The sequence below is a fragment of the Chitinophaga varians genome (assembly GCF_012641275.1).
GTDB lineage: Bacteria > Bacteroidota > Bacteroidia > Chitinophagales > Chitinophagaceae > Chitinophaga > Chitinophaga varians_A.
The window spans coordinates 740,634-763,534 of record NZ_JABAIA010000004.1 but is presented as its reverse complement, the minus strand read 5'-3'; the positions used below and the strand labels follow the sequence as shown (position 1 = coordinate 763,534).

17 protein-coding genes are annotated in these 22,901 nt (G+C 50.5%); 9 read left to right on the top strand and 8 right to left on the bottom strand.

The window, feature by feature from the left end:
* Positions 1-44 precede the first annotated feature (44 nt).
* Positions 45-506, top strand: coding sequence for a DinB family protein (locus HGH92_RS32500; protein WP_168875005.1), 462 nt, complete (start codon positions 45-47; stop codon positions 504-506).
* A gap of 128 nt (positions 507-634) precedes the next feature.
* On the opposite strand, the gene HGH92_RS32495 is transcribed toward HGH92_RS32500, so the two are convergent.
* Positions 635-1,573 carry a bifunctional helix-turn-helix transcriptional regulator/GNAT family N-acetyltransferase gene (locus HGH92_RS32495; RefSeq protein ID WP_168875004.1) on the bottom strand — a complete coding sequence of 313 codons (939 nt, stop codon included), beginning with the start codon at positions 1,571-1,573 and terminating at the stop codon, positions 635-637.
* Positions 1,574-1,768: 195 nt separating this feature from the next.
* On the opposite strand from HGH92_RS32495, the gene HGH92_RS32490 reads away from it, so the two are divergent.
* Positions 1,769-3,214 (top strand): sodium:solute symporter, encoded by a 1,446-nt coding sequence (locus tag HGH92_RS32490; protein WP_168875003.1) that lies wholly within the window; start codon positions 1,769-1,771, stop codon positions 3,212-3,214.
* Positions 3,215-3,315: 101 nt separating this feature from the next.
* Here the strand turns inward: HGH92_RS32490 and HGH92_RS32485 are convergent, their stop codons facing one another.
* The gene (locus HGH92_RS32485; RefSeq protein ID WP_168875002.1) at positions 3,316-4,272 is read right to left on the bottom strand and encodes an ion channel; all 957 of its coding nucleotides are present in this window, start codon (positions 4,270-4,272) and stop codon (positions 3,316-3,318) included.
* Between the two features lie 56 nt (positions 4,273-4,328).
* Positions 4,329-5,036 carry a DsbA family oxidoreductase gene (locus HGH92_RS32480; protein ID WP_168875001.1) on the bottom strand — a complete coding sequence of 236 codons (708 nt, stop codon included), beginning with the start codon at positions 5,034-5,036 and terminating at the stop codon, positions 4,329-4,331.
* A gap of 199 nt (positions 5,037-5,235) precedes the next feature.
* Between HGH92_RS32480 and HGH92_RS32475 the strand changes: the two genes are divergently transcribed.
* On the top strand, positions 5,236-5,670 hold the full coding sequence (locus HGH92_RS32475) for a winged helix-turn-helix transcriptional regulator (RefSeq protein ID WP_247655109.1): 435 nt from the start codon (positions 5,236-5,238) through the stop codon (positions 5,668-5,670).
* Here the strand turns inward: HGH92_RS32475 and HGH92_RS32470 are convergent, their stop codons facing one another.
* Entirely contained in the window at positions 5,671-6,594 is a 924-nt protein-coding gene (locus HGH92_RS32470; protein WP_168875000.1) for an NADP-dependent oxidoreductase, read from the bottom strand. It abuts the gene before it with no gap.
* 120 nt (positions 6,595-6,714) lie between these two features.
* Here HGH92_RS32470 and HGH92_RS32465 point away from each other — a divergent pair, with 120 nt between their 5' ends.
* The 4 genes from HGH92_RS32465 to HGH92_RS32450 all read left to right on the top strand — a co-directional run bounded on the left by HGH92_RS32465 (position 6,715) and on the right by HGH92_RS32450 (position 11,099).
* Positions 6,715-8,043: a DEAD/DEAH box helicase gene (locus tag HGH92_RS32465; protein WP_168874999.1), complete on the top strand. Its 1,329-nt coding sequence runs from the start codon at positions 6,715-6,717 to the stop codon at positions 8,041-8,043.
* Between the two features lie 379 nt (positions 8,044-8,422).
* Complete coding sequence (locus HGH92_RS32460; protein WP_168874998.1) at positions 8,423-8,977, top strand: RNA polymerase sigma factor; 555 nt, start codon at positions 8,423-8,425, stop codon at positions 8,975-8,977.
* A gap of 68 nt (positions 8,978-9,045) precedes the next feature.
* On the top strand, positions 9,046-10,098 hold the full coding sequence (locus HGH92_RS32455) for a FecR family protein (protein ID WP_168874997.1): 1,053 nt from the start codon (positions 9,046-9,048) through the stop codon (positions 10,096-10,098).
* A gap of 23 nt (positions 10,099-10,121) precedes the next feature.
* Positions 10,122-11,099, top strand: coding sequence for a helix-turn-helix domain-containing protein (locus HGH92_RS32450; RefSeq protein ID WP_168874996.1), 978 nt, complete (start codon positions 10,122-10,124; stop codon positions 11,097-11,099).
* A 3-nt stretch (positions 11,100-11,102) separates the two neighbouring features.
* Here HGH92_RS32450 and HGH92_RS32445 read toward each other — a convergent pair whose 3' ends face one another.
* Positions 11,103-11,990 (bottom strand): LysR substrate-binding domain-containing protein, encoded by an 888-nt coding sequence (locus HGH92_RS32445; RefSeq protein WP_168874995.1) that lies wholly within the window; start codon positions 11,988-11,990, stop codon positions 11,103-11,105.
* 132 nt (positions 11,991-12,122) lie between these two features.
* Between HGH92_RS32445 and HGH92_RS32440 the strand changes: the two genes are divergently transcribed.
* Entirely contained in the window at positions 12,123-13,391 is a 1,269-nt protein-coding gene (locus HGH92_RS32440) for an MFS transporter (RefSeq protein WP_168874994.1), read from the top strand.
* 4 nt (positions 13,392-13,395) lie between these two features.
* Here the strand turns inward: HGH92_RS32440 and HGH92_RS32435 are convergent, their stop codons facing one another.
* Positions 13,396-14,379 carry a glycoside hydrolase family 43 protein gene (locus tag HGH92_RS32435; RefSeq protein WP_168874993.1) on the bottom strand — a complete coding sequence of 328 codons (984 nt, stop codon included), beginning with the start codon at positions 14,377-14,379 and terminating at the stop codon, positions 13,396-13,398.
* A gap of 138 nt (positions 14,380-14,517) precedes the next feature.
* Between HGH92_RS32435 and HGH92_RS32430 the strand changes: the two genes are divergently transcribed.
* Entirely contained in the window at positions 14,518-17,736 is a 3,219-nt protein-coding gene (locus tag HGH92_RS32430) for an AsmA-like C-terminal region-containing protein (protein WP_168874992.1), read from the top strand.
* Between the two features lie 90 nt (positions 17,737-17,826).
* Here the strand turns inward: HGH92_RS32430 and HGH92_RS32425 are convergent, their stop codons facing one another.
* Positions 17,827-19,500, bottom strand: coding sequence for a RagB/SusD family nutrient uptake outer membrane protein (locus tag HGH92_RS32425; RefSeq protein WP_247655108.1), 1,674 nt, complete (start codon positions 19,498-19,500; stop codon positions 17,827-17,829).
* A 2-nt stretch (positions 19,501-19,502) separates the two neighbouring features.
* Positions 19,503-22,514: a SusC/RagA family TonB-linked outer membrane protein gene (locus HGH92_RS32420; RefSeq protein ID WP_168874991.1), complete on the bottom strand. Its 3,012-nt coding sequence runs from the start codon at positions 22,512-22,514 to the stop codon at positions 19,503-19,505.
* Positions 22,515-22,901: the final 387 nt, after the last annotated feature.

Here is a 22,901-nt window from a genome sequence, read left to right as displayed (position 1 = left end):
GGTTTTACTTTAAAAATACCGACAAATAAGTTAAATTACGAATTATGCAGCTTACAGAACACCTCGCTTCTTCCATAGAAGCGTTATACAATGGGAAACCCTGGCTGGATGTAACTTTCAGGGAACATCTTTCCCGGATAGACGCACGTCAGGCCGTAAAAAGCCTGAACGGCTCCAATAACATCTGGCAGATCGTGAACCATGTTATCTTCTGGCATCAGCGGGTAGAGCGGTATATGCATAACGAACCGCCGGAAAAAGACGGAGACCTTCCGGACTTTTATATGCCGGAAAACCATGGGGAGGAAAACTGGCAGGCCACCATTCACCGGCTGGAGCACTCATTTGACCAGATAGCCGCCACTATCCGTAAGTTCCCGGAAGCAGCCCTGTTTGATACCTTTCCAGGCACCGATAAAAAAGCCGTTTATTATTTACAGGGCCTCGCAGAACACGATGCCTACCATTTGGGACAGATAGTTTTGCTACGTTTATATAATCCCTAAAAAATTACGAATTACGAATTACGAATGGAGGATCCTTTAATGGAAAGGTTAGTTAGTAACCTACCGATAAGGAGGTCCTCCATTCGTAATTCGTAATTCGTAATTCGTAATTTGTAATTTGTAAATATCTATTGGGTAAGGTCCATATCATACCGTTGTTCATACTGTTGCTGGCCCCACAGCTGCAGGAACTTCTCTCCCGTTTTCCGGAAGCCTGCCTTTTTATAGATGTCGATGGCAGTGTTTTGCAGGCTGGTGGTCATCAGATATACGTTCTGATAATTTTTCTCCCGGCAGAAGGCGATGGCTTCTGCAAAAAGGCGTTTTCCCAGTCCGCGTCCCCGGTAATCGGGATGCACAATGAACCAGCGCAGCTGGGCCAGGTAACGGGAAGAGCCCAGTATGGCCACCGCTCCCACGATCCGGTTGTCCGCAACGGCCAGAAACACCCTGTCTTTGTTGGTGTTGTAGGTGGTGAGAAAATCCTGGAACGTTTTGCACACATAGGATTCAAATTCAAAGTTATAGCCACACTCCTTCGCGTACAGTTCTCCATGCAGGTATATCAGGTATCCGATATCGCCTGGTTGCAGATCGTAACGGATACGGATATCCGAAGTTGGCGCCGCGGCGCTGTTGCCTGACAAGACAGTTTCGATGGTTTTCATGGCGCCGGTGACCTGTTGCCGTTGGGACATTTCCAGTGGTTCCAGTATCTGACGGATCTGTTCCGATGATCTTTCATTGAGGCCGGTCATCATTTTCCTTCCTTTAGCGGTGAGTTGCAGGAAGAAGGTACGGCCGTCGGCGGGCGACTGCTGCCGGGTGATCAATCCGGCGGTTTCAAATTTCTTCAGGATACGACTGAGGTATCCCCCGTCTATCTTCATCACAGCGATCAATTGACCGGAGGTGCATTTTTCCTGCTCCCCGATCTCATATAACACCCGCACTTCCGAAAGCGAATATTTGGTTTCCAGGATGTGCTGGTCCAACAGGCCCACTACGCCTGTATAAAAGCGGTTAAAATGGCGAACATCCGCTATCAGTGTATCATTGGGTGACATAGAAATTTGTATTTCAACCAAAAATACGAAAATACTTGACATAGTCAACTATTTTGTTTGACAAAAGCAAATAATCATAACAAAGGTTAATAGTGTAAAAAACACCCCTGCAACATACATACACTCAATAGGGTAAGATGTTATATTTGTGATTTAGCACTGTATATTGTGTGCGGTCTTGATTAAAACTCATTTATGTCACCAGGATTATTATTTTCGTTCGTCGTTGCTTACTTTGTTATTTTACTGATTGTCGCCTGGTACACCGGCCGTGGGTCTAACAATGACTCCTTTTTTATCGGAAACCGCAACAGTAACTGGATGCTGGTAGCGTTCGGGATGATTGGCACCTCTTTGAGCGGTGTTACGTTTGTCAGTGTTCCGGGGGCGGTTGGCAAAGACGCCTTTACCTATTTCCAGATCACGCTGGGTTACTTTATCGGGTACATCACCATTGCCTATGTGTTGATACCGCTTTATTACCGGCTGCAACTGACTTCCATTTACAACTACCTGAACACGCGCTTTGGGGTGATGTCGTACAAAACAGGGGCATCTTTCTTTATCCTGTCACGTACGTTGGGGGCAACCGCCCGGCTGTACCTGGTGGTGCGTATCCTGCAAGACGCCATCCTGTCCAGCTTTGGGGTCCCCTTCTGGCTTACTACCCTCATCATTCTCTTTATGATCCTGGTATATACCTATGAAGGCGGCGTGAAGACGATCGTGTATACCGACACCCTGCAGACCACCTGTATGCTGGCAGGCCTGATCATCTGCGTATTTTACATCCTGCATGCCATGCACATGGACATGGGCCAGAGTATCAGCGCCATGCAGGAAAAAGGGCTTACCCGTATTTTCGAATTTGATCCCAACAGCAAGCTGTTTTTTGTCAAACAGATATTGGCCGGAGCGTTTATCACCATAACCATGACCGGCCTTGACCAGGAGATGATGCAGAAAAACATTTCTGTTAAAACCCTGCGCGACTCCCAGAAAAACATGGTGTCCCTGGCATTTATCATGTTAGTGGTGATTGGCCTGTTCCTGTTCCTGGGGGGGCTGTTGAACCTCTACGGCTCACAAGTACAGGTATCTGCCAGCGGCGATGCGTTGTTCCCTGAACTGGCCCTGCGCCACATGCCTCCGGTGATCTCCGTGATCTTCATCATTGCGCTGATCTCTGCGCTGTTCCCCAGCGCTGACGGCGCCATGACGGCCCTCACCTCATCTATCTGCATAGACATCCTGGACATACAACGTCGCAGCGACTGGGACGAAGCCAGAAAAAAGAAGGTACGTCAGCGTATCCACCTGATGATGGCATTTATCTTCCTGCTGTTTGTCATGGTATTTGAATGGGTGAACAACCCCAGTATGATCGGCGTGATCCTGAAAGTGGCCACTTATACCTACGGGCCGCTGCTTGGCCTCTTCGCCTTTGGCATCCTGAGCAAACGGACCGTCAACGACCGCCTGGTGCCGATCGTTTGTGTGGTGGCGCCACTGCTCTGCTACGTGGTGGACACCAATCAATCCGTGCTGTTCAAACAGTTCCAGATTGGACTGGAACTGCTGATCATTAACGGCGCCTTTACGTATATCGGCCTGCTGATGATTTCCCGGAGAAAAATTTAGGGATTTTTTGATTTCCCAAACTGATAAAAGCGAAGACCAAAGCAGGTAGCTGATACCGCTTTGGTCTTCGCTTTTATTCGCAAAATCAAAAAATCTGTAAATCAGTTTGTTTCCCTGGATTTATTAAGCATGTGTAATTCCAGAATGGTGGTCCTGCCGTTTTCACTTTCCCGGTACATGGGAATAAACTTGCGGTTGAACTGTATCTCCTCATAGGTGTAGGAAGTACGTTGCAATACCGTGTTGGCGTATACATCGTTAAAGCCTTTTACCAGCACATAAATCTCCACGTCAGCGTTACGCATGTCTTCTGCGGTAAAGCCCAGCAACGGGCTGTTTTCATCGATGGGATGTACGACGGTCCAGTTCATGGAAAGGCTCTCTATTTTTCCTCTTTCCAGCGGCAGGGAGTAGAATTTGTATACCGGTGTACCGTTCTCCATTACCTGCAGACCGATCGTTACTGTTACGTCCACATTGGTGAGCGTATGGTTGTCTTTATAGGAGGCGAAGCGGAACATCAGGCCGGTCATGTCTTTATAGGGGCCGATCAGCGCATTGTCACTGAATACGAGGTGCGCCCTTGGCCTCGAGAAACGGCCATACATGAGACCGGTGGCCACCGCAAAGGAGAGAAAGCCCGACATGGCTTCGATGGCCGCCACCATATTGGCACCGTCGCCAATGGGATTTACCCTGCCATAACCTACTGTGGTAAAGGTTTCCGTGCTGAAGAAAAAAATCTCTTTTAATCGCATCCAGGGAGTTTGCCCGATGATGCCCTGGAACTGGTCTACCCCCAGCATCCAATAGATACCGGTGTACAACAGATTGATCGAGAAATAAAACAGGAGGATCACGCAGGTGAATTTCCAGGCCGGAAGGTTGAGCAGTGTGTGATAGACGCTAAACCGGTCCCAGAACGGGCGGCCTTCGCGGCGGATATTAAAGGTGCCGTCGCGGTTAATGAACCGGCCTCCGTAACCATTGGGATTGGTACCGAAGCCGGTCTCGTCATTTTGTTTGGAGAAAGGGTTGATCCTTTTAAGGAGCGACATAAATCAGATAGTTTGAACAACAAAGCTAATAAGATAATGTCATCTCCGGTCTGATCTTAATCACAAGTCCCGTCCAGTGCGCAGGAAGGCCCTTCCGTTGTTTCCAGCGTTGTGAGTGGCTGTGTTTTGCGCCATTCGCCAAACGCCTGCGTAAGCGCTTGTGTAAAGGCTTCTGACGGCTGTGCGCCAGATACGCCGTATTTGCGGTCCAGTACAAAGAAAGGCACGCCACGGGCGCCGAGCTGTTCCGCTTCCCGCACATCCAGGTTTACCTCGCCGGCAAACTCGCCGGACGCCAGCATATCCACCACCGCTTTGCGGTCCAGGCCTATTGACGCACCGATGTCTGTCAGCACTTCATGGTCCGCGATATTTTTTCCTTCCGTGAAATAAGCGATAAAGAGTTTTTCTTCTGCCGCATCACCCAGTTTCTGAGCCTTTGCCATTTGTATCAACCGGTGAGCATCGAAGGAGTTGGCCACCACCGCCTTGTCGAAGTTATAGGTCAGTCCCACTTCACTGGCCGACTGGGTTACCTGCTGGTGCATTCTTACGGATTGGTCCCGGGAGATGCCTTTATGTTCCGCCAGGTAATCATAGACATTTGTTCCCGGCGTGGATTTCAGGTCGGGGTTGAGCTGAAAGCTCTTCCACTCTACTTCTATCTTGTCTTTTTCAGGGAACTTGTCCAAAGCCGCCTCAAATTTGCGTTTGCCAATATAACAAAAGGGGCACATGATGTCTGACCATATTTCTACTTTCATCTTATTCATCTTTATTTTAAGAAACTCCTGCAAAGTTAATATATTTGCTATCCAAAAGTAAGCAGTTACCTTTAGGATAGTGCTATACAAAAAGTTACCGACTTTATTTGAGCATTTTGTCATTTAGATATTTATTCATCAAACAATTATGTATAATAAATATTTAAATCATAAAAAAATATCTAAATATAAAAATCGTATGGGAGCAGATATAACAGCAGAACATCCCCTCGCCCTAACAGCGAAAGAAAAATGTATGGAAACGGGAGACCACAAAGATTGCCTGGGCGTGATCATGCCGGTACGGGACGCGCTGGACGTGATCAACGGCAAGTGGAAATTACCGATCATTATTGCCATTTCCCGGGGACATAAACGCTTCCGGGACATCGAAAGGAACATACCGAAAATCACCTCCAAAGTATTGTCCAAAGAGCTGAAAGACCTGGAAGCACATAAGCTGGTCAAACGCAGCGTATTTGACAGTCAGCCCGTGAGCGTGGAATATACCTTAACGCCTTATGCCGACACGCTCAATCCGGTGATTGACGCTTTATATACATGGGGCACAGCACACCGGAAAACGATATTCGGGTCGGCGGCGGATGCGCAGGAGGTGAATGGGGCGCAGTGATTATTCCTCTATCTTCAACACGATCTTTCCTCTTCCCGGCCCGCCTAACTGGCTATAGTCCTGTGCTGCAGCGGCGCTGGACAACGGTACAAACACTTTCCGGACGTAAGGCCTGATGAGGTCTTTGTCCAGCAATTTAGCCACTTCCTGCATGGCATGCAGTGTTTTAGTTCCTGCCCATACCGCGCGGATACCGGCTGCTGCGGCCTTTTCCTGCGACGGTTGTTGCACAAGGCATAAGAGCATACCACCGGGTTTGACCAGCTGATAGGAGCGGTCAAGTGTGTCACCGCCGACAGTGTCCAGTACCACATCAACGGCAGCGACCTGTGTTTCAAAAGGCGCCGCCGTGTAGTCAATCACTTCAGAAGCACCGAGGGATTTCACGAATTCAGCATTTTCGGCTGAACTGGTGGCGATCACGTACGCGCCGGCATGATATGCCAATTGCACGGCGAAATGCCCTACCCCTCCAGCGCCGGCATGAATAAGCACCCGTTGGCCTTTGGTAAGTTTGCCCACATCGAAAAGTGCGCCCCAGGCGGTTTTAGCGCCACCGCAGGCAGCAGCTTCCTCGAAGGACAAATGCATGGGCTTGGGGAACAACTGTTCCGAAGGCACTACCGCGCAGGCGGCGTAGGAACCGTCTACCGCGCCGTATACGGCCTGGCCCACTTTCTTGTCGGTCACCCCTTCGCCGAGGGCCACTACCACACCCGAAGCTTCCACTCCCGGGATATAGGGCAATGGTTTTTGCATCATGCCCTCCCTGATTTTCCAGTCGATGGGATTAACCCCGCTGGCCACTATGTTGATTAACACCTCCCCTGGTCCCGGCGCCGGTACCGGCACCTCTTCCAGGCGCAATTGATCTGATCCGCCGTAGGCGTGCACGCGTATTGCCTGAACATGTATATCCTTCATACCAATAATATTTTGCTGGCTTAAATGTAACGAAAAGCTGTCAGGAATCATGCGGAATGGGCCTTTACAGCCACAGGCCAAAAATATTGTTTACCTTCGCCGTTCATATTTTGTAGAAACATGACATTTGGGGATTTAAATCTGAACACACCTTTACGCAATGCACTCGACGAGCTGGGCTTTGTAAAGCCTACTACCATACAGCAACGGGCCTTTTCCGTGATCATGTCCGGACAGGATGTTTGCGGTATTGCCCAGACCGGTACGGGTAAAACCTTTGCTTACCTGCTGCCTACGCTGCGGCAGTTTAAGTTTACCAAAGAGAAACATCCGCAGGTGCTCATTATGGTGCCTACCCGTGAGCTGGTGGTACAGGTAGTGGAATCCATAAAAAAACTGACCACTTATATGAGTGTGGAGGTAATGGGCGTATATGGCGGGGTGAACATGAATCCGCAGATGGCAGCGGTGCAGGACAAAGTCGATATACTGGTGGCCACACCCGGACGCCTATACGATATTATTCTCAGTGGCGCGCTCAAAGTGAAGTCCATCAAAAAACTGATCATCGATGAAGTAGATGAAATGCTGAACCTGGGTTTCCGGATGCAGCTGACCAACATTATGGACCTGCTGCCGCAACGCCGGCAAAACCTGATGTTCTCCGCCACTATCACAGAAGAGGTGGAAGCGATGATACAAACGCATTTCAACAATCCTGTTATGATAGAAGCGGCACCTACAGGCACGCCGCTGGAAAACATTGACCAGGTGCTGTACCGGGTGCCAAATTTCAATACCAAGGTCAATCTGCTGGAGTTGCTCATCACCCGGGACGAGACCATGGTCAAAACCCTCATTTTTGCGGGCACGAAAAAACTGGCAGACGACCTGTATGAGCAGTTACAGGCCAAGTTCCCGGACAAAGTGGGCGTTATTCATTCCAATAAAGAACAAAACCATCGTTTTAATACCGTAAACCAGTTCCAGGCAGGCGCTTACCGTTTCCTGATTGCGACAGATATCATTGCCCGAGGACTGGACATTGCAGAGGTAAGCCATGTGATCAACTTTGACACGCCGGAGGTACCGGAAAATTATATTCATCGTATCGGGAGGACCGGCCGTGCAGATAAAAAGGGGATTGCCATTCTGCTGACCAAAGACCAGGAGACAGAAGAACTGGCTGCCATTGAGGGGTTGATGAACTATAGCATCCCCGAAAGGCCCTTACCCGAAGACCTGGTGATTTCTGATGTACTGACCGAAGATGAGAAACCCAAAGTATTTATGCGCAATACGCTGGTGAAGGCGCCCAAGCGCGAAGATGCCGGCCCCGCTTTCCACCAGAAGCTGGCTAAAAATATGAAGACGAACCGTAAGATCAGCCATAAGGATAAAATGATGCTGAAATATGGTAAGCCTAAAAAACGCAAGCCTAAAAAGTAATCTTCCCGTGATAAAAATCGTTGGTCCCTGTCTTTTTTAAGACAGGGATTTCTTTTTGTTCATTTGTGTATTTTTTTCCACCCTCCCATGGGCCGTTTCCGTCCTCTAAATTTTTATATCTACATGTATATCAATCTATTATATTTTTTGTTAACAGCTCGTTAGCGGTTTAGTAAATCCAAGTACGATTAACAATTGATTAACAAATTCATTATCTTCCGGAAAATCCGTCGGACGGTTACAGATCGAATATACCTGAAAATTATGTTTGCCAGGAACAGATACCCAATCAATCATTACACTGTATGATGAAAACCAGCGCGGGACAGCTATTTCCGGGGCTTATACCCTCCCCCGGCAGCTTAACTGCATACAAAGCATGAATGTCCATCATGACGATATTGAATTACTGGCGGCCCTACAGACCGGTAGCGTAGAAGCTTTTGACCATTTCTACCATCTTTACCGTGAGTGGTTATTGATTACCGCCATGACCATACTCCAGGACCAGGAAGAGGCCCAGGAGCTGGTGCAGGAATTCTTTATCGATTTCTGGCAGCAGGCCTTATATAAGCGAATAGACCTCAACACGATACCCACGCTGAAGAATTTTCTTTTTGTGAGCATCAAAAACCGTTGCCTGAACAGGATTTCAAAAGACGAAACCCGAAAGAAGCGGCTCTCCTGGCTGCAGTATCCTCCCTACATAACTCCCGACAGCCGGTTGGAAAAGAATGAGCTGCGTGCGCAGCTGGAAGGCGCCATCAACCTGTTGCCCCAGAAACAGTCGCAGGTATTCCGGCTGGCCTACCAGGAACATAAAACCCGCAAGGAAATTGCCGCTGTGATGGACATCAGCGAAGAAACCGTCAAAAAACACGTGGCCTCCGCCCTGAAGACGCTTCGGCAACTGCTTGAAAAAATCCGCTTCTGAACTACCCCGCCCCGATAATATTTCTGTTATATTGATTGATGAAAAATCTTACGACCATATTTCAGTTAATGACCGAAAAGAAAGCCGGTATTATTTCGGCTGCCGATGAGGCATTACTGGACACTTATCTGGAAGAAGTACCGGAAGCCCGTGAAATGTGGAACACGATTGAAAGCGGCAAGCAATTGCAGGAACACGCGCCCTGGCGCAATACCTATAGCATTACCGATGGGCCGGTGCGTCCGCCACTGTTCAGGTGGGGCATCGCTGTCAGCATATTCCTTGCAGTATTTGCGGCTTACTGGTATGCTTATAGTCGATATGGCGTCACCGTAGCCGCCAATACGGAATCATTGCCAGCGTCGCCGGTGGCCACACTGGCCCTGGCCGACGGGACTGTTCACCAGTTGCCCGCCACACCGGCCGTCCTCACCATTGATCAGCAGCCACTGGCCGTACAGGCAGGCATGCTCTCCCTGCAGTCTGCCGTTAACCTGCCATCCGGCATCAATACCCTGACCGTTCCGGAGGCAAGCCACTATAAAGTAACGCTGGCAGACGGCACGGAAATCTGGCTCAATGCCGGCACAGAACTGAAGTTTCCCTTCAGCTTCACCAGGGCCGTACGGGAAACATTCCTGAAGGGCGAAGCCTACTTCCGGATAGCGGCCAATCCCAACCAGCCATTTGTACTGCAACTTCCCAACAGCACAGTGCAGGTACTGGGCACCAGTTTTCACGTCAATACCAAAGATCCCCGTCATATTCGTATATCCCTTACCGAAGGCTCCCTCCGTATGATCGCCGGCAGACGGCAGATAGTGCTGCAGCCGGGCCAACAGGCCATTTACAATGACAGCGCCCGCACATTTGACGTACAGCGCTTTACAGAACAGGAGGCCGATGCCTGGCGCAAAAAGCAGTTCTATTTTTCCAGCGTAACCCTTGCCGGACTGAAGACAATTGCCTCCCGCCATTATGGTCCCCATGGTGTGATAGACACCTCCCCGGCCATTCACAAGATATTCATCGCAAGCCCCGGCGGAGAACCATTTCCGGCCGGCATACTGCTGCCCGCCCCGGCGCACCCGGCGGAAGACAGTATGAAGCTGCTGCAATAGGTCCTGATCAAAACCATTTCCAAATGAAATCAACTACCAAAATCCTGTACATCGAAAGGGATGACACGACGTTTACGCCGCACCAGGACATTCCCGCTGCATTCCAGGGGCAACTCATCCCCTATGCGCGGTTTTATTACCATGAAGACAAAGACGGCTCTATCCTTGATCAGAACATCAGGGCCGGTGAATTCTCTATCTGGGTGCACAGCATTCAGATGCGGCCGGGCGTGCAGCTCCGCCACTACTCGCAGTACCAGGTGATCACCCTTCACGCGTACGACGACGTAGAGAGTATGCGGGGCACTATCAACAACCGCCAACAGCTGGAAAAAGAAGTCAGCCTCTTCAACGTTATGGCGGCTGAAGAACCGCCACTGCCTGGCTCTTCACAACCACTCAGCTTTCATATCAATATAGAACCTTACGCCCTGAAAGAGCTGGCACGGGAATTTCCCCTGCTGAGCGCACTGGCTGCCATTCCGGTTTCCAATGTGACAGAACCGCTGCATAAGGCGCCATTCCTCCTAAACCCTGTGAGCCGCCTGATACGTGACCGTATCCTGCGGGCCAAATACATCGGCAACAGCGCCTATAGTTTCTTTCGCCGCAATGCTGCCGACTTCTACGGCAACTACACCCGGCGGCTGATAGCACCGGCGCCCATTATGATGAACGAAGCCAAAAGGCAGCAGTTGTACGAGATTTTCCGCTACATCCTGGACCATCTTGATGAACCACTGACCTACAAAATGCTGCAACAGAAATTTGGCGTGGAAGAAGCGCTGCTACGCCGCCCGTTTGAGCAGGAGTTCCACCTGACCATACCGGAGCTGGTATTACAGGAAAAAATGGCCGTAGCTTTTGAAATGCTGAGCACCCGCAACACACCGGTGACCACCATTATGGACCGGCTGGGATTTACCAGTCTCAATACTTTCCTGACCACTTTTGATAAATATTTTAAGTACGGGGCACTACAGGTGATGGACGCACAGTAAGGACTACTGCTTTTGTTTTTCTATGCTTTTTAACAGCTCCTTCACGAAGAGGTCTGCCGCCTTTTTGCGGTAAGTCCCTTTCTGCCAGAGCACATAAGCCTTGCGCAGCAAGGCTTTGCCAGCGATAGGCACCGCCACCAGGTTTTTCCAGCCGTTGAGCGCCCGTTCATTCAGCAACGTTACCCAATGCCCGCCTTCCAGCATGGACAACAATGCATGCACATCATTGAGCTCAATTCTCACAGCCGGGTACACTTTGTGTTTCTCCAGCACCTCACTGAGGAAATCGCGGGAACTAAAGCCTTTAGAGGCCAGGATCATCTCCATCCCGTCCAGGCTTTTCAGGTTGATCTCCTTCAGTTGCGCCATAGGATGCTTTTTAGAGACTGCCATCACTACTTTGGAGATAAACAGCTCCTGGCTTTCAAACTCTTTGCCCGGCGTCAGCTGATGAAACGCCAGGACAAAATCCAGTTCAGACGACCGCAGCTTCCTTTCCAGTTCTTCCGTGTTGCCATAATGCACAAAGATGCGCAGGCCAGGATATTTCTCCGGAAAGGACGTCAATGCCGGCAGCAGCAGTGAAGTAAAAGCATAGGTGGCGCCGATACGCAGCTCGCCGGTGAGCAGATTTTGCAGCCCTTCTATCGCCTGTTTGCCTTTCTCCACATCGAGGAGTATTTGCCGGGCATGCAGCAGGAACACACTGCCTGCTTCCGTGAGCTGCACGTGTTTGCCCACACGGTCAAACAGCGGCATGCCCAGTTCTGTTTCCAGGGCCTTGATCTGCTGCGACAGGGTGGACTGTGTAATATACATGGCCGCTGCAGCCTCCGTAAAGTGGGCTGTTTCCGCGGCTTTCACAAAATAAGCCAGTTGCCGGAGTTCCATAGATCAATCGTTTTTACCAATGGATATCATTAAAACAATCTATTTTACAAATATATCGATCTGACCGAAATTTGCACCATCAGATTATTAAAAGGAATGCCTGGCATTCCCGCTTTCATAAATAAATTTTTGATGGATGTATTTCGCTCTTTAAAATCCCGGAACTACCGGCTCTTTTTTTACGGACAATCTATTTCCCTGATAGGTACCTGGATGCAGAAAACAGCTGCGTGCTGGCTGGTGTACCGGTTAACCAATTCCGCGGTACTACTGGGTGTGGTCAGCTTTGTCAGCCTTATTCCTTCCCTTTTCCTGTCACCTTATGCAGGCAGTTACATTGACCGCCATAACCGTTACCGCCTGATGATCATCACACAGGTGATTTCGATGGCGCAGGCAGGCGCGCTGGCGCTGATGATCCTGTTGCGGTTTTACAATATTCCCGGCATTATTTTCCTGTCGCTCGTACAGGGCATTATCAACGCATTTGATGTTACCTGCCGGCAGTCTCTGATGATGGAAATGGTAGAAAACAAGGAGGACCTTCCTAATGCCATTGCGCTCAACTCCACTATGGCCAACTTCGCCCGTATTGCCGGTCCGGCGCTGGCAGGCATTGTGCTGAGCACCTTCGGGGAAGATATCTGTTTTGCCGGTAACTTTCTCAGCTATGTCCCGGTATTGATTTCGTTGTTTATGATGAAGATGGACCTGCCCGTGATCGTGAAGTCAGAACGCAGTATCTGGGCAGAACTGAGAGAGGGATGGCAATATATTTCCCATGACAGGGACCTTTCCTCCCTATTGCTGATGCTTACCGCCAGCAGTCTGCTGGTGATGCCCTTCAACACCCTGATGCCTATTTTCGCCAAGGATATTTTTAACGGCAGCGCTAGGACTTTCAGTTGGTTTGAAAGTGCTGCCGGGCTGGGTTCCATTGCGGCGGCCATTTATATGGCGCAATTAAAGGCCGGTAAAGACCTGGTCAAAATACTGATCACCTCCAGCCTGATATTTGGTTTGAGCCTGGTGTTGCTCTCCTATGCCGGCTGGTTGCCACTGGCGCTGTTATTCATGACTTTGTCCGGTGTAGGCATGATGGCGCAGACCTCGGCCATCAATACTTATATCCAGACACACGCCATTCCGGCCATGCGTGCCAGGGCGATCAGTTACTACATCATGGCCTACCAGGGCATGATTCCTATCGGCAGTCTGCTGACAGGCCTGATGGCCCAGTGGATAGGCCCGCGGGCGACCGTATGCATTGCCGGGCTGACAGGTATTGTCGCTACTATTGTATTTGTGCAGCATCGCCGAAAAAGCCAGCCTGCCGCCCCCGGCATCTTTCCATCGTCCGGCAAGATGCTGACCAATGACCGCAACAGCGCCCGCGCCTGACCACTCAGAGTTTCAGCGCGGCGACGCCTTCCTTGGTCATCACTACCGGGCGGATGGTACCATCTGCATTAAATTCCATTTTATCGATGCAGGTTTCCCTTTCGTTGGCTCCTTTTTTGTCCAGCGGTGGGCGGTGGTACACGATAAACCACTGGTCGTGTTTGGCATTGTGAATCACCGAGTGATGGCCTGCGCCCCTGGCGATGGTTTCGTCCTGCTCCAGGATTTTACCGATGCGCTTAAAAGGCCCGACAGGACTGTCGGCGATAGCATAGGCCACACAATAGTCCGGGCCGGTCCAACCACCTTCCGACCACATAAAGTAATACTTTCCGTTCTTCATAAACATCGTAGGTCCTTCCACGTATTTTTCGGGTGTTATCTCCCGGAAAACAGTACCATCAGCAAATGGTATGAAGCCCGTAAAATCATCTTTCAGCCGGGCGATATTACAGTGCCCCCATCCGCCATAGATCAGGTAATAAGCCCCGTCTTTGTCCCTGAACACGTACTGGTCGATTGGTTGAGCGCCATGGAAGATACTGTCTACCAGCGGTTTGCCGAGATAATCACGGTAAGGGCCTTCTGGTTTGTCGGCTACGGCCACGCCTATACCGCCACGTTCGCCATTATGCTGAATATCGTTGGCGCCGAAGAAGAAAAAATACTGTTTCCCTTTTTGGACCACAGCGGGCGCCCACATTGCGCGTTTAGCCCATTTGACGGCGGCAGAATCCAGGATACGCGGATGTTTTTTCCAGTGGACAAGGTCATCGGAAGAAAAAGCATCGAAAAACACCTGTTGTTCATACGGCGCGGAAAAAGTGGGGAATATCCAGTATTTTTTACCGAGCACCATGCCTTCAGGGTCGGCATACCATCCCGGTATGACCGGGTTGCCGGCGTGGCCTGGCAACTTCGTTTCCTGTGCGTGCAGCGTCAAAGCCAGTGTGGTGGCTGCCAGCAGAGCAGCATATTTTTTCATCATACGATCAGATTTTCATCACCGCTAAAAATAATAAAGCAACTTTACTTATCCTGCAAAACTTTAACACATCCCCAACATCCGTCCATATACACCCCGCGCATATTTTAAATATTTTTACGCCTCAGAGTGGCCTTTAACATGAAAGCAGGAAAAAAAATCATCCGTGTGGTGCTGATATCGCTGGCTGCCTTGTTGCTGTTGACCGGCATCGCAGGTGGTATTCTGTACAGTCAGCAACAGCGCCTGACCCAACTGGCAGTTGACGAGCTGAATAAACAATTTGCCGGTGAACTGGTGCTGGAGAAAAGCAGCATCTCTCCTTTCAGCAATTTCCCCTATATGTCCATTGCCTTACACCATGTTCGTTTTTATGCCAACAAACGCATGGACGGGAAACCTTTGTACGAAGTGGAAAGGCTGTATGCCGGTTTCAGTCTCCCAGACCTTCTGCGGGGGCGCTACCAGGTGCGTATCGTTGTAGTGGCTAACGGTAACGTACATATTGCCCGTGCCGCCAATGGCGAAGTAGACCTGATCAAGGCACATGCCTTTAAGTCCGACAGCGTGGCTACTGCCGTCGCCGACAGCGCAGAGGCACTGAGCCTCGACCTGAAAAGGGTCATCCTGAAAAATATCGATGTGACTTATCTGGACGCCGTGTCCGGCTGGAAAATGGTGTCCCATATTGATAAAATGAAAACCTCTTTTAAGATGGAGGGCGATAGCATGGCGCTGGAACTGGACAGTAAAATGCTGTTCGATTTCACGAGCCGCACCGACAGCACGTTGTTCCGCAACCGCAAAGTGTCGCTGGACCTGAAAGGCAACTACGACCTCCGTAAAAACCAGCTGTTCCTCTCGCCCAGTACCGTCAAACTGGAAAATGCCAGTCTCTCGCTGGCCGGCAACGCCGTGCTGGGCAAAGAAACATGGCTGGACCTACAGGTTAAAGGCGACCGGCCAGACCTGAACCTCCTCTTTGCGCTGGTGCCGAACGACATCGCCACGATGATGGAAAAATACCGCCGCGACGGCCGCATCTTTTTCGACGGCACCGTCAAAGGGAAACTCTCAAAAAACGAGCTTCCCGCTATCAGGGTCAATTTCGGCTGCGAAAATGTATGGTTCCAGAACAAAAACATCGACCGTAAGGTAGATTCACTGGGCTTCAAAGGGTACTATACCAACGGCGACGCCCATACGCTGAAAACTTCCGAGCTGCACCTTCTTGGCATCAATGCCAGGCCGGGACAGGGTGTTTTCAGAGGTAATTTCGTCATGAAAGACTTCACTGACCCGCAAATCGTGATGCAGGTATATTCCGAGCTGGACCTGAAGTTTGTGGGCGAGTTCCTGGGCATCAAAGACCTGGAACAGCTGCAGGGACAGATCGCATTGAACATGAACTTCAAGGAACTGGTAGACATCCATCTTCCTGAACAACAGCTGGCCAAACTGAAAGAAGGCGTCCAAAGCGAGCTGACCGTCAGCAACCTGGAATTCCGTATACCCAACTATCCCCTGCCCGTTCGCAAAATGAACCTGCACGCGCAACTGCGCAACGGCAGACTGGAACTCGATTCCATCGCTTTTCGTATAGGCAGCTCCGATATAAAGGCCAGTGGGTCTGTCAGCGACTTGCCTGCCATCTTCCACGCGCAACAGAAGCCCATCGCCATCACCTTCAGGGCGTCCGGGGATGCCATTCATCCCGGGGAACTGATGCTGGCAGATAGTACCCATAAAGTACTAAGGCAGGAAGTGATTTCCGGTTTCCATATCGGCCTGGCGCTGGAGACGTCAGTCAAAGAACTGCTGCATCCCAACCCCTTGCCCAGAGGAACTTTCCGGCTGACTAACCTCGGCGCGGCCTTCAAACAATATCCGCATGCGCTGCATGATTTCGGCGCAGACATCACCATCAACGATACCAGCCTGCTGATACGCAACTTCAGCGGTCATATCGACAGCAGCGGCTTTGCCTTTAAAGCCAGGCTCAATAACTACCCGCTTTGGTTCAACAAAATCAAAAAAGGCCGTACCGAACTGGCGTTCGACCTGAAGTCGGACCGTATCGCCGTCAACGATCTGATCGGCCCGCGCGGGCGTAAGTTCATCCCACAGGGCTATTGGTATGAAGAAGCAGGAAAACTCTGGTTAAGGGCCAGGCTCAACATGCGTTATGACACCGTCTTCAAACGGGTAGACGCCCATATCGCCAATATTTCCGGTACGCTCAAACAACATCCGATACAACTGGAAAATATCAAGGGGAGAATTCGTTATGGCGCCAACCGCTATCTCGTTGTAGATACGCTCACCGGTAAAATAGGCACCACTGATTTTGATATGAACCTCAAGCTGTATGCCGGGCCTGACAGGCAGGGCAAAGAACGCAACAATTTCTTCAGCTTCAAATCACAGTACCTGAATGTGGACGAGTTGATGAACTATGACTTCGCAGATCATACCGCACAGGCCAAAGCACCGCTCAAACCCACTACCGTCCGGGAAAACGACAGTCTGCATGCCGCAGGCTTCAATATCTTCAAAATCCCCTTTAGTAATTTTGACGCGCAGGTCAACATCGGAAAAATACGCTATCAACGGCTGTGGATGAAGGAAGTACTGGCCAATGTGCATATGCAGAAAGACCAGCGCGTGAAGGTAGACACCATTTCCGTACGGATGGCCGGCGGCCATATCGGGATGCGTGGCGTCCTTAATGCCTCCGACCCCGCCAAACTCTATTTCCGCAGTGGTATCCGGCTAGACAGTGTGGACATGACCAGGATGCTGCTGAAGTTTGACAACTTCGGGCAGGACATGGTGCTCAACAACAACCTGAAAGGCAGGCTCTCCGGACATATCAAAAGTCATGTGCGGCTGCATCCGGACATGACGCCCGTGTTAAGCGAAACAGCCGCCCAGATGGACGTAGAGATCCACAACGGCGTACTGATGGATTTCGGGCCAATGCAGGCCATGTCCTCCTATTTCAAGGACAAAAACCTGCGCATGGTGCGATTTGACACCCTGCGGAATAAACTGACCTTTAAAAACGGAACACTGGAAATACCCAACATGAACATCAACTCTTCGTTGGGGTATATAGAAGTTTCTGGCAAACAGTCGCTGGACCTGCAAATGAACTATTACCTCCGCGTGCCTATGCGGATGGTGACACAGGTGGGTTTTCAGGCTTTATTTGGCCGTAAGCGGGAGGAAGTGGACGCTGACCAGGTAGACGCCATCGAAAGCGTGGACAAAGGCAAAAAGGGCCGTTTTATGCATATCCATATTTCCGGTACACCGGACAAGTACCGTGTGGGTCTTGGGAAAGCCAGGAACATTTGATCATTTAGTCATTTAAATATTTAGGGGGCCGTTTATGATAAACAGCCCCCTAAATATTTAAATGACTAAATGATTAAATAATCAAATGGCCTAATATCCCGGGTTACGGGTCAGTTTAGGGTTCAGCGCCAGTTCTATTTCCGGGATCGGGAATATGCGGCGGAACACATCATTGTCTTTCTGTTTAAAGCCCCATTGGCCTTCAAATTTACCGAAGCGGATCAGGTCATTTCTTCTCCATCCTTCCCAGGCAAATTCGCGGGCGCGTTCCACGAGCATGTCGTCGAGCGTGATACCGGCCACCGGTATAGTACCGGCACGGCTGCGGATTTTATTTACCAGCACATCGGCCGTTTGCAGTTCCCCGTTCACCGTTGTAGGCGCAGCACCGCGAAGGATCGCTTCTGCCTTCATCATCAACACATCAGAAAGGCGGAACACGGGCATATCGTTGTTCTGGAAGCGGGTGGACGTATTGATGTTTTTGTCGGGATAGAATTTGATAGAGCGAACGCCTTTGAGTTGTCCCAGCAGGTCGTTGCCTACGTCCAGTTTTCCTTCGCCGCCGGGTTTGAGTTTCATTTCCGGTGTAATGGTCACCCACCAGTCGATAGGCTGGTCAGGTCCCTGGGAGGAGGCATCGAGTGTTTTGGTGCTGGTGCGGACGATATTTTTTGAGCCATCTTTATTGTATTGCCCTCCTGCCAGCCAGGTGTTGTTGCGCACGTCGTTGGGCAGGTTGAAGAAAGCGTAGAAATCGGCGATGGTACTGAGCGCCACGCTGGGGCCGAAAGCGTCCGGCAGGTCGAACTTCGCTTTCAGGAAAGGATGCAGGCCGAAACGGGTAAAGTGGCAACCGGGGATGAGATTGGCGTCATAAGGAATGGCGAAGATGGTTTCCCGGATCTGCGGACCGTTGTCCGGTTTGAAGATCGAGCTGTAATCGCCGTCCAGCGTGTAGGGCGCGTTGATGAGGATACTGTCTGCCATGGCCACTGCGTCTGTATAACGGGGCGTACCGGTGTAGTATTCCGCGTTGAGGTACATTTTCTGCAGCAGGGCAAATGCCATCCATTTGGTAGCGCGGCCATAGGTAGAGCCGTCCACTTTGGTGGGCAGATCAGGCAGCGCCGATTTCAGCGAACTTTCGATGAAGGCGAAAACTTCCTTACGTGGTTTGGTTTCCGGCAGGGAGGCCACCGGGTACGTATCTACGATGGGAACGTTGCCGAAGGAGTCCATCATAAAAAAGTAGAACAAAGAGCGCATGGCTTTCAGTTCAGCGGTAGCAGTATTTTTCTGTGGACCATCCGGCAGGCTTTTGACGAGGTTCATCGCGTTGTTGGCGATATTGATGCCACCGAAGCCCCATTGCCACGAGCTGATCACAAAAGGCAGGTTGCCGGTCCAGGTATGCAGGTGCAGGAAGCGGTATTTACCACCGTCGTCGTAGTTACCGTCACGGGCGGGGATGATGGCTTCGTCAGTGCTCAGTTCCTGCAGCATCCAGTAGTCCACGCCGTAGCTGAAACCGGTACCGTTCATGAAGTAGGTGGCGTCGCCGGATTTGGAGTTGGCCAGCTGGGCATATACCGCGCCTACTGCCGCTGCGTAGGAAGCGTTGTTGGTGGGGAAGTTACCGGGCGTGTAACGGGATTCCACGTCCACATCCAGCTTGCGGCATCCGGACAGGGCCACGGCCGCTGCCAGGGTTATATTCAGTAATTTATGCAGTTTCATATTCATCAGTAGCTTAACGTTCATGATTAAAAAGTAGCGTTCACACCAAAAATGAAGGAACGGGTTTTCGGATAGTAGTTACGTACGTCGATACCCGGTGTAAGGCCGCCGAGGTCAATTTCCGGATCAATACCCCTGTAGTTGGTAATGGTAAATACGTTGTTAACGTTACCGTATACACGAATGGACTGGATATACTGGCTTTTCGTTTTGAAAGTATAACCCAGGGTGAGGTTGTCCATGCGGAGGTAAGAACCATTTTCCAGGAACCGGTCAGAGATCAGGAAGGAGTTTTTATCGTTGTAAGACTCTCCCAGCGTGAATTTGGAGATGTTGGTCATTTTAGCGTCGGTCGGTGTATTGATGGCTGCCAGCGTAGCGTTCAGGATTTTGTTGCCGGACACGCCACGAATGAAAATGGTCAGATCGAAACCTTTATACAGGAAGGTGTTGCTCCATCCGTAGGTGACTTTCGGTTGCGCGGAACCGGCAACCATCAGGTCAGCGGTGCTGGGCGAAGTGGTAACGGTGCCATCGGCTTTCTGATAGGTGGAGATACCATCTTTGTCTTTACCGAGGTAGTGGAACAACGTGAAAGTGCCGATAGGCTGGCCTTCCAGCACTTTCTGGCTCCAGTTGCCTGACTGCCCTTTACCACCGAGGATAGCAGTTGGGATATCTTTCAGGGTAAACTGATCGTTGGCCAGCGAGCTGATTTTATTGGTATTATGGGAAGCGTTGACAGTTGTTCTCCAGGTGAAATTCTTACCTCTGATCACATCTGCGTTCAGCACGATTTCCACGCCTTTGTTGCTCACTTTGCCTACGTTGGCCAGCAAGGTAGTGGCTATGTACTGCGTAGTGGACACCGGGTAGTTCCAGATGAGGTCGGAGGTTTGTTTATCGTAATAGTCGATAGCGCCGCTCAGTCTACCTTTCAGCAGGGTGAAGTCCACGCCCACGTTGAACATGGCGGTACGTTCCCATTTCAGGTCGGGGTTGGCGTTTTGTACCGGCGCGATGGCGTTGATCAGCTGACCGTTATCATAGTAACGGCCTACGGTGCTGTATTGCAGTTGCGCCGTGAGCGGATCGAAGCCGAGGGAGTTACCGGAGATGCCGTAGCTCACGCGGAGTTTCAGGTCATCCAGCGCGCGTACGGTTTTCAGGAACGATTCCTGGCTGATACGCCATCCCACTGATGCAGCGGGGAAATAGCCCCAGCGGTTGTTTTTACCGAAAGCGGAAGAGCCGTCATTACGCAGGGAGGCCTGTACGTAGTATTTATCTGCGTACTGGTAGTTGATCCTGCCGTAGTAGGAAATGAGGCGCAGCGTGGTGAGGGTGGTCTGTGCGGAGTTGTCGAATACGACTGTGCCGGCAGGTGGATTGCTGAGAGCGAGGTTGTTCCAGGAGAGCGCATCGCTGCCGAAGCCCTGGGTGGTTACGCCGAAACCATCGCCGCTACGGTCTTCCTGCCAGGAGTATCCAGCCAGTACTTTGAAGTTGTGTTTTCCGACGGTCTTATCGTAGTTGAAATAAGACTCGATGATATTACGGGTGTTTGCCCAGGCGATACGATTGGCCTTACCGCCGTTGCCTTTGGCGAGTACGGAGAGGCTGTTGTAATATACGTTGCGGTTAAATTGTTCGCGCTGTGTGGTGAGGCTGGCGGTATAGGTAAGACCGGGCAGGATCTTCACTTCTGCCAGGCCGGTGGCCAGGAAGCGGGAAGATTTGGTCTGGTCTTTATTATTAGCGATGAGTGCCACCGGGTTGTTGCTGCCTCTGATGTTGCCGGCAAAATCTTCCGTGAAGCTGCCGTCAGGACGTGTAACCGCCACCGTAGGCAGGTAGTTGAGCATATTGTACAATACCGCGTCTGGCACATTGTCCTGTTTGGTGGAAGAATTGAACACAGAGAAATCGAGGCGCAGACGGTCGTTGAAGGCACGTTGACCAACATTGGCCCGTATGCTCATACGGTTAAGGGCAGAGCCTTTGATGATGCCCGGGTTGTCGAGGTAGTTCACGCTAAAACCATAGGTAGTGGCTTTAGAGCCACCCATAACAGACAGGTTATGGTTCTGTGAAACACCGGTGCGTTGTACTTCGTTCTGCCAGTCGGTATTGACCAGTTTCTGTGTGCCCGGAACAGTGTCGTTGTTGGCTGGTGCCAGCACCTGTCCGTTGTCCGCGAGGTATTTACGGAGTTCGTCGCCGGTAAGCACTTCGAGGCGTTTGGCTACTTTTTCGATGCCTACATATGCGTTGTAAGCGATGCGAAGCTGGTCTGTTTTAGGGCGGCGGGTGGTGACCATGATCACGCCGTTGGCCGCTCTGGCGCCATATATGGCGGTAGAGGCACCATCTTTCAGTACGTCGATAGTGGCAATATCATCGGGCGCCACCAGGTCGATGGGAGCGCCAGGCACGCCATCGATCACATAAAAAGGCTCCTGCGCACCGGAGCGTAAGGTAGAGGGACCTCTCAGTATAACCGTTGGCGATTGGTTAGGATTCCCGCTTTTGGTGACAGTAAGACCGGGCACCTTTCCCTGCAGCAGCATCGAGGGGCTGCTGATCACACCTTGTGTGAATTCACCGGCGCTGACAGAGGAGATGGAGCCTACCACATTTTTTTTGCTGGTTTTACCGTAACCGGTGATGACCACATCATTGAGTTGGCGAAGTTGCGGTGCTAATGATATATGAATAGTGTGTTGTCCGCCGACCACTACATCTTTGCTGTCGTAGCCGAGGAAAGCGATGTGCAGCGTGGCATTGGAGCTGCTCACCTCCAGTTTGTACAGACCGTCAACGTCTGTTACAACACCTGTCTTGGTGCCGGCTTCAGATACACTGACACCGGGAAGCGGTTGTTTTTTTTCATCTGTAATTTTACCCTGGACACTGAATTTTCCCTGGGCGTGCGCATCGTGTGACAAGAGGCAGATGCATATGACCATGCACGTAAAAGCACAGAAAACCTTTACGTAAAAATTCAGCAGCTGGCTACTGAAATAAAATTTGTTCATAAAAGTGCGCTTTAATTTAGCTAGTGTGAAAATGATGATTGATTACCGGGCGTATATGTATGCCCGTGAAGAAATTCAAATGACGTGCGTTTCAGTTGTCAATTCGTGGAATCGTACATCTGTAAGGCTTTTCGGTTGATAAAGATGTTGTGACAAATGTGTTTTTTAATCGATTGCCCGAAGGATGATGTACATAAAGATCCACCATGCGAGTGCAAACTGACCGCAGTGACTTTCCTCATTGATAAGCAGGTTTGTAATAAAATTGATTTTGTAAAACTAGAACGTGGAAACAGGATTTAATAATGAAGCGTGTTACCAGATTATTAATAATTAAGAAAGAAAAAACAAGGTCAACCTGGGTGATCATCCAACTGAAAAAGAAAT

What these genes read in the sequence shown, in the direction of transcription:
- HGH92_RS32500 (WP_168875005.1), top strand. Translation starts at nt 45, where the DNA reads ATGCAGCTTACAGAACACCTCGCTTCTTCCATAGAAGCGTTATACAAT.
- HGH92_RS32495 (WP_168875004.1), bottom strand. Translation starts at nt 1,573, where the DNA reads ATGTCACCCAATGATACACTGATAGCGGATGTTCGCCATTTTAACCGC.
- HGH92_RS32490 (WP_168875003.1), top strand. Translation starts at nt 1,769, where the DNA reads ATGTCACCAGGATTATTATTTTCGTTCGTCGTTGCTTACTTTGTTATT.
- HGH92_RS32485 (WP_168875002.1), bottom strand. Translation starts at nt 4,272, where the DNA reads ATGTCGCTCCTTAAAAGGATCAACCCTTTCTCCAAACAAAATGACGAG.
- HGH92_RS32480 (WP_168875001.1), bottom strand. Translation starts at nt 5,036, where the DNA reads ATGAAAGTAGAAATATGGTCAGACATCATGTGCCCCTTTTGTTATATT.
- HGH92_RS32475 (WP_247655109.1), top strand. Translation starts at nt 5,236, where the DNA reads ATGGGAGCAGATATAACAGCAGAACATCCCCTCGCCCTAACAGCGAAA.
- HGH92_RS32470 (WP_168875000.1), bottom strand. Translation starts at nt 6,594, where the DNA reads ATGAAGGATATACATGTTCAGGCAATACGCGTGCACGCCTACGGCGGA.
- HGH92_RS32465 (WP_168874999.1), top strand. Translation starts at nt 6,715, where the DNA reads ATGACATTTGGGGATTTAAATCTGAACACACCTTTACGCAATGCACTC.
- HGH92_RS32460 (WP_168874998.1), top strand. Translation starts at nt 8,423, where the DNA reads ATGAATGTCCATCATGACGATATTGAATTACTGGCGGCCCTACAGACC.
- HGH92_RS32455 (WP_168874997.1), top strand. Translation starts at nt 9,046, where the DNA reads ATGACCGAAAAGAAAGCCGGTATTATTTCGGCTGCCGATGAGGCATTA.
- HGH92_RS32450 (WP_168874996.1), top strand. Translation starts at nt 10,122, where the DNA reads ATGAAATCAACTACCAAAATCCTGTACATCGAAAGGGATGACACGACG.
- HGH92_RS32445 (WP_168874995.1), bottom strand. Translation starts at nt 11,990, where the DNA reads ATGGAACTCCGGCAACTGGCTTATTTTGTGAAAGCCGCGGAAACAGCC.
- HGH92_RS32440 (WP_168874994.1), top strand. Translation starts at nt 12,123, where the DNA reads ATGGATGTATTTCGCTCTTTAAAATCCCGGAACTACCGGCTCTTTTTT.
- HGH92_RS32435 (WP_168874993.1), bottom strand. Translation starts at nt 14,379, where the DNA reads ATGATGAAAAAATATGCTGCTCTGCTGGCAGCCACCACACTGGCTTTG.
- HGH92_RS32430 (WP_168874992.1), top strand. Translation starts at nt 14,518, where the DNA reads ATGAAAGCAGGAAAAAAAATCATCCGTGTGGTGCTGATATCGCTGGCT.
- HGH92_RS32425 (WP_247655108.1), bottom strand. Translation starts at nt 19,500, where the DNA reads ATGAACGTTAAGCTACTGATGAATATGAAACTGCATAAATTACTGAAT.
- HGH92_RS32420 (WP_168874991.1), bottom strand. Translation starts at nt 22,514, where the DNA reads ATGAACAAATTTTATTTCAGTAGCCAGCTGCTGAATTTTTACGTAAAG.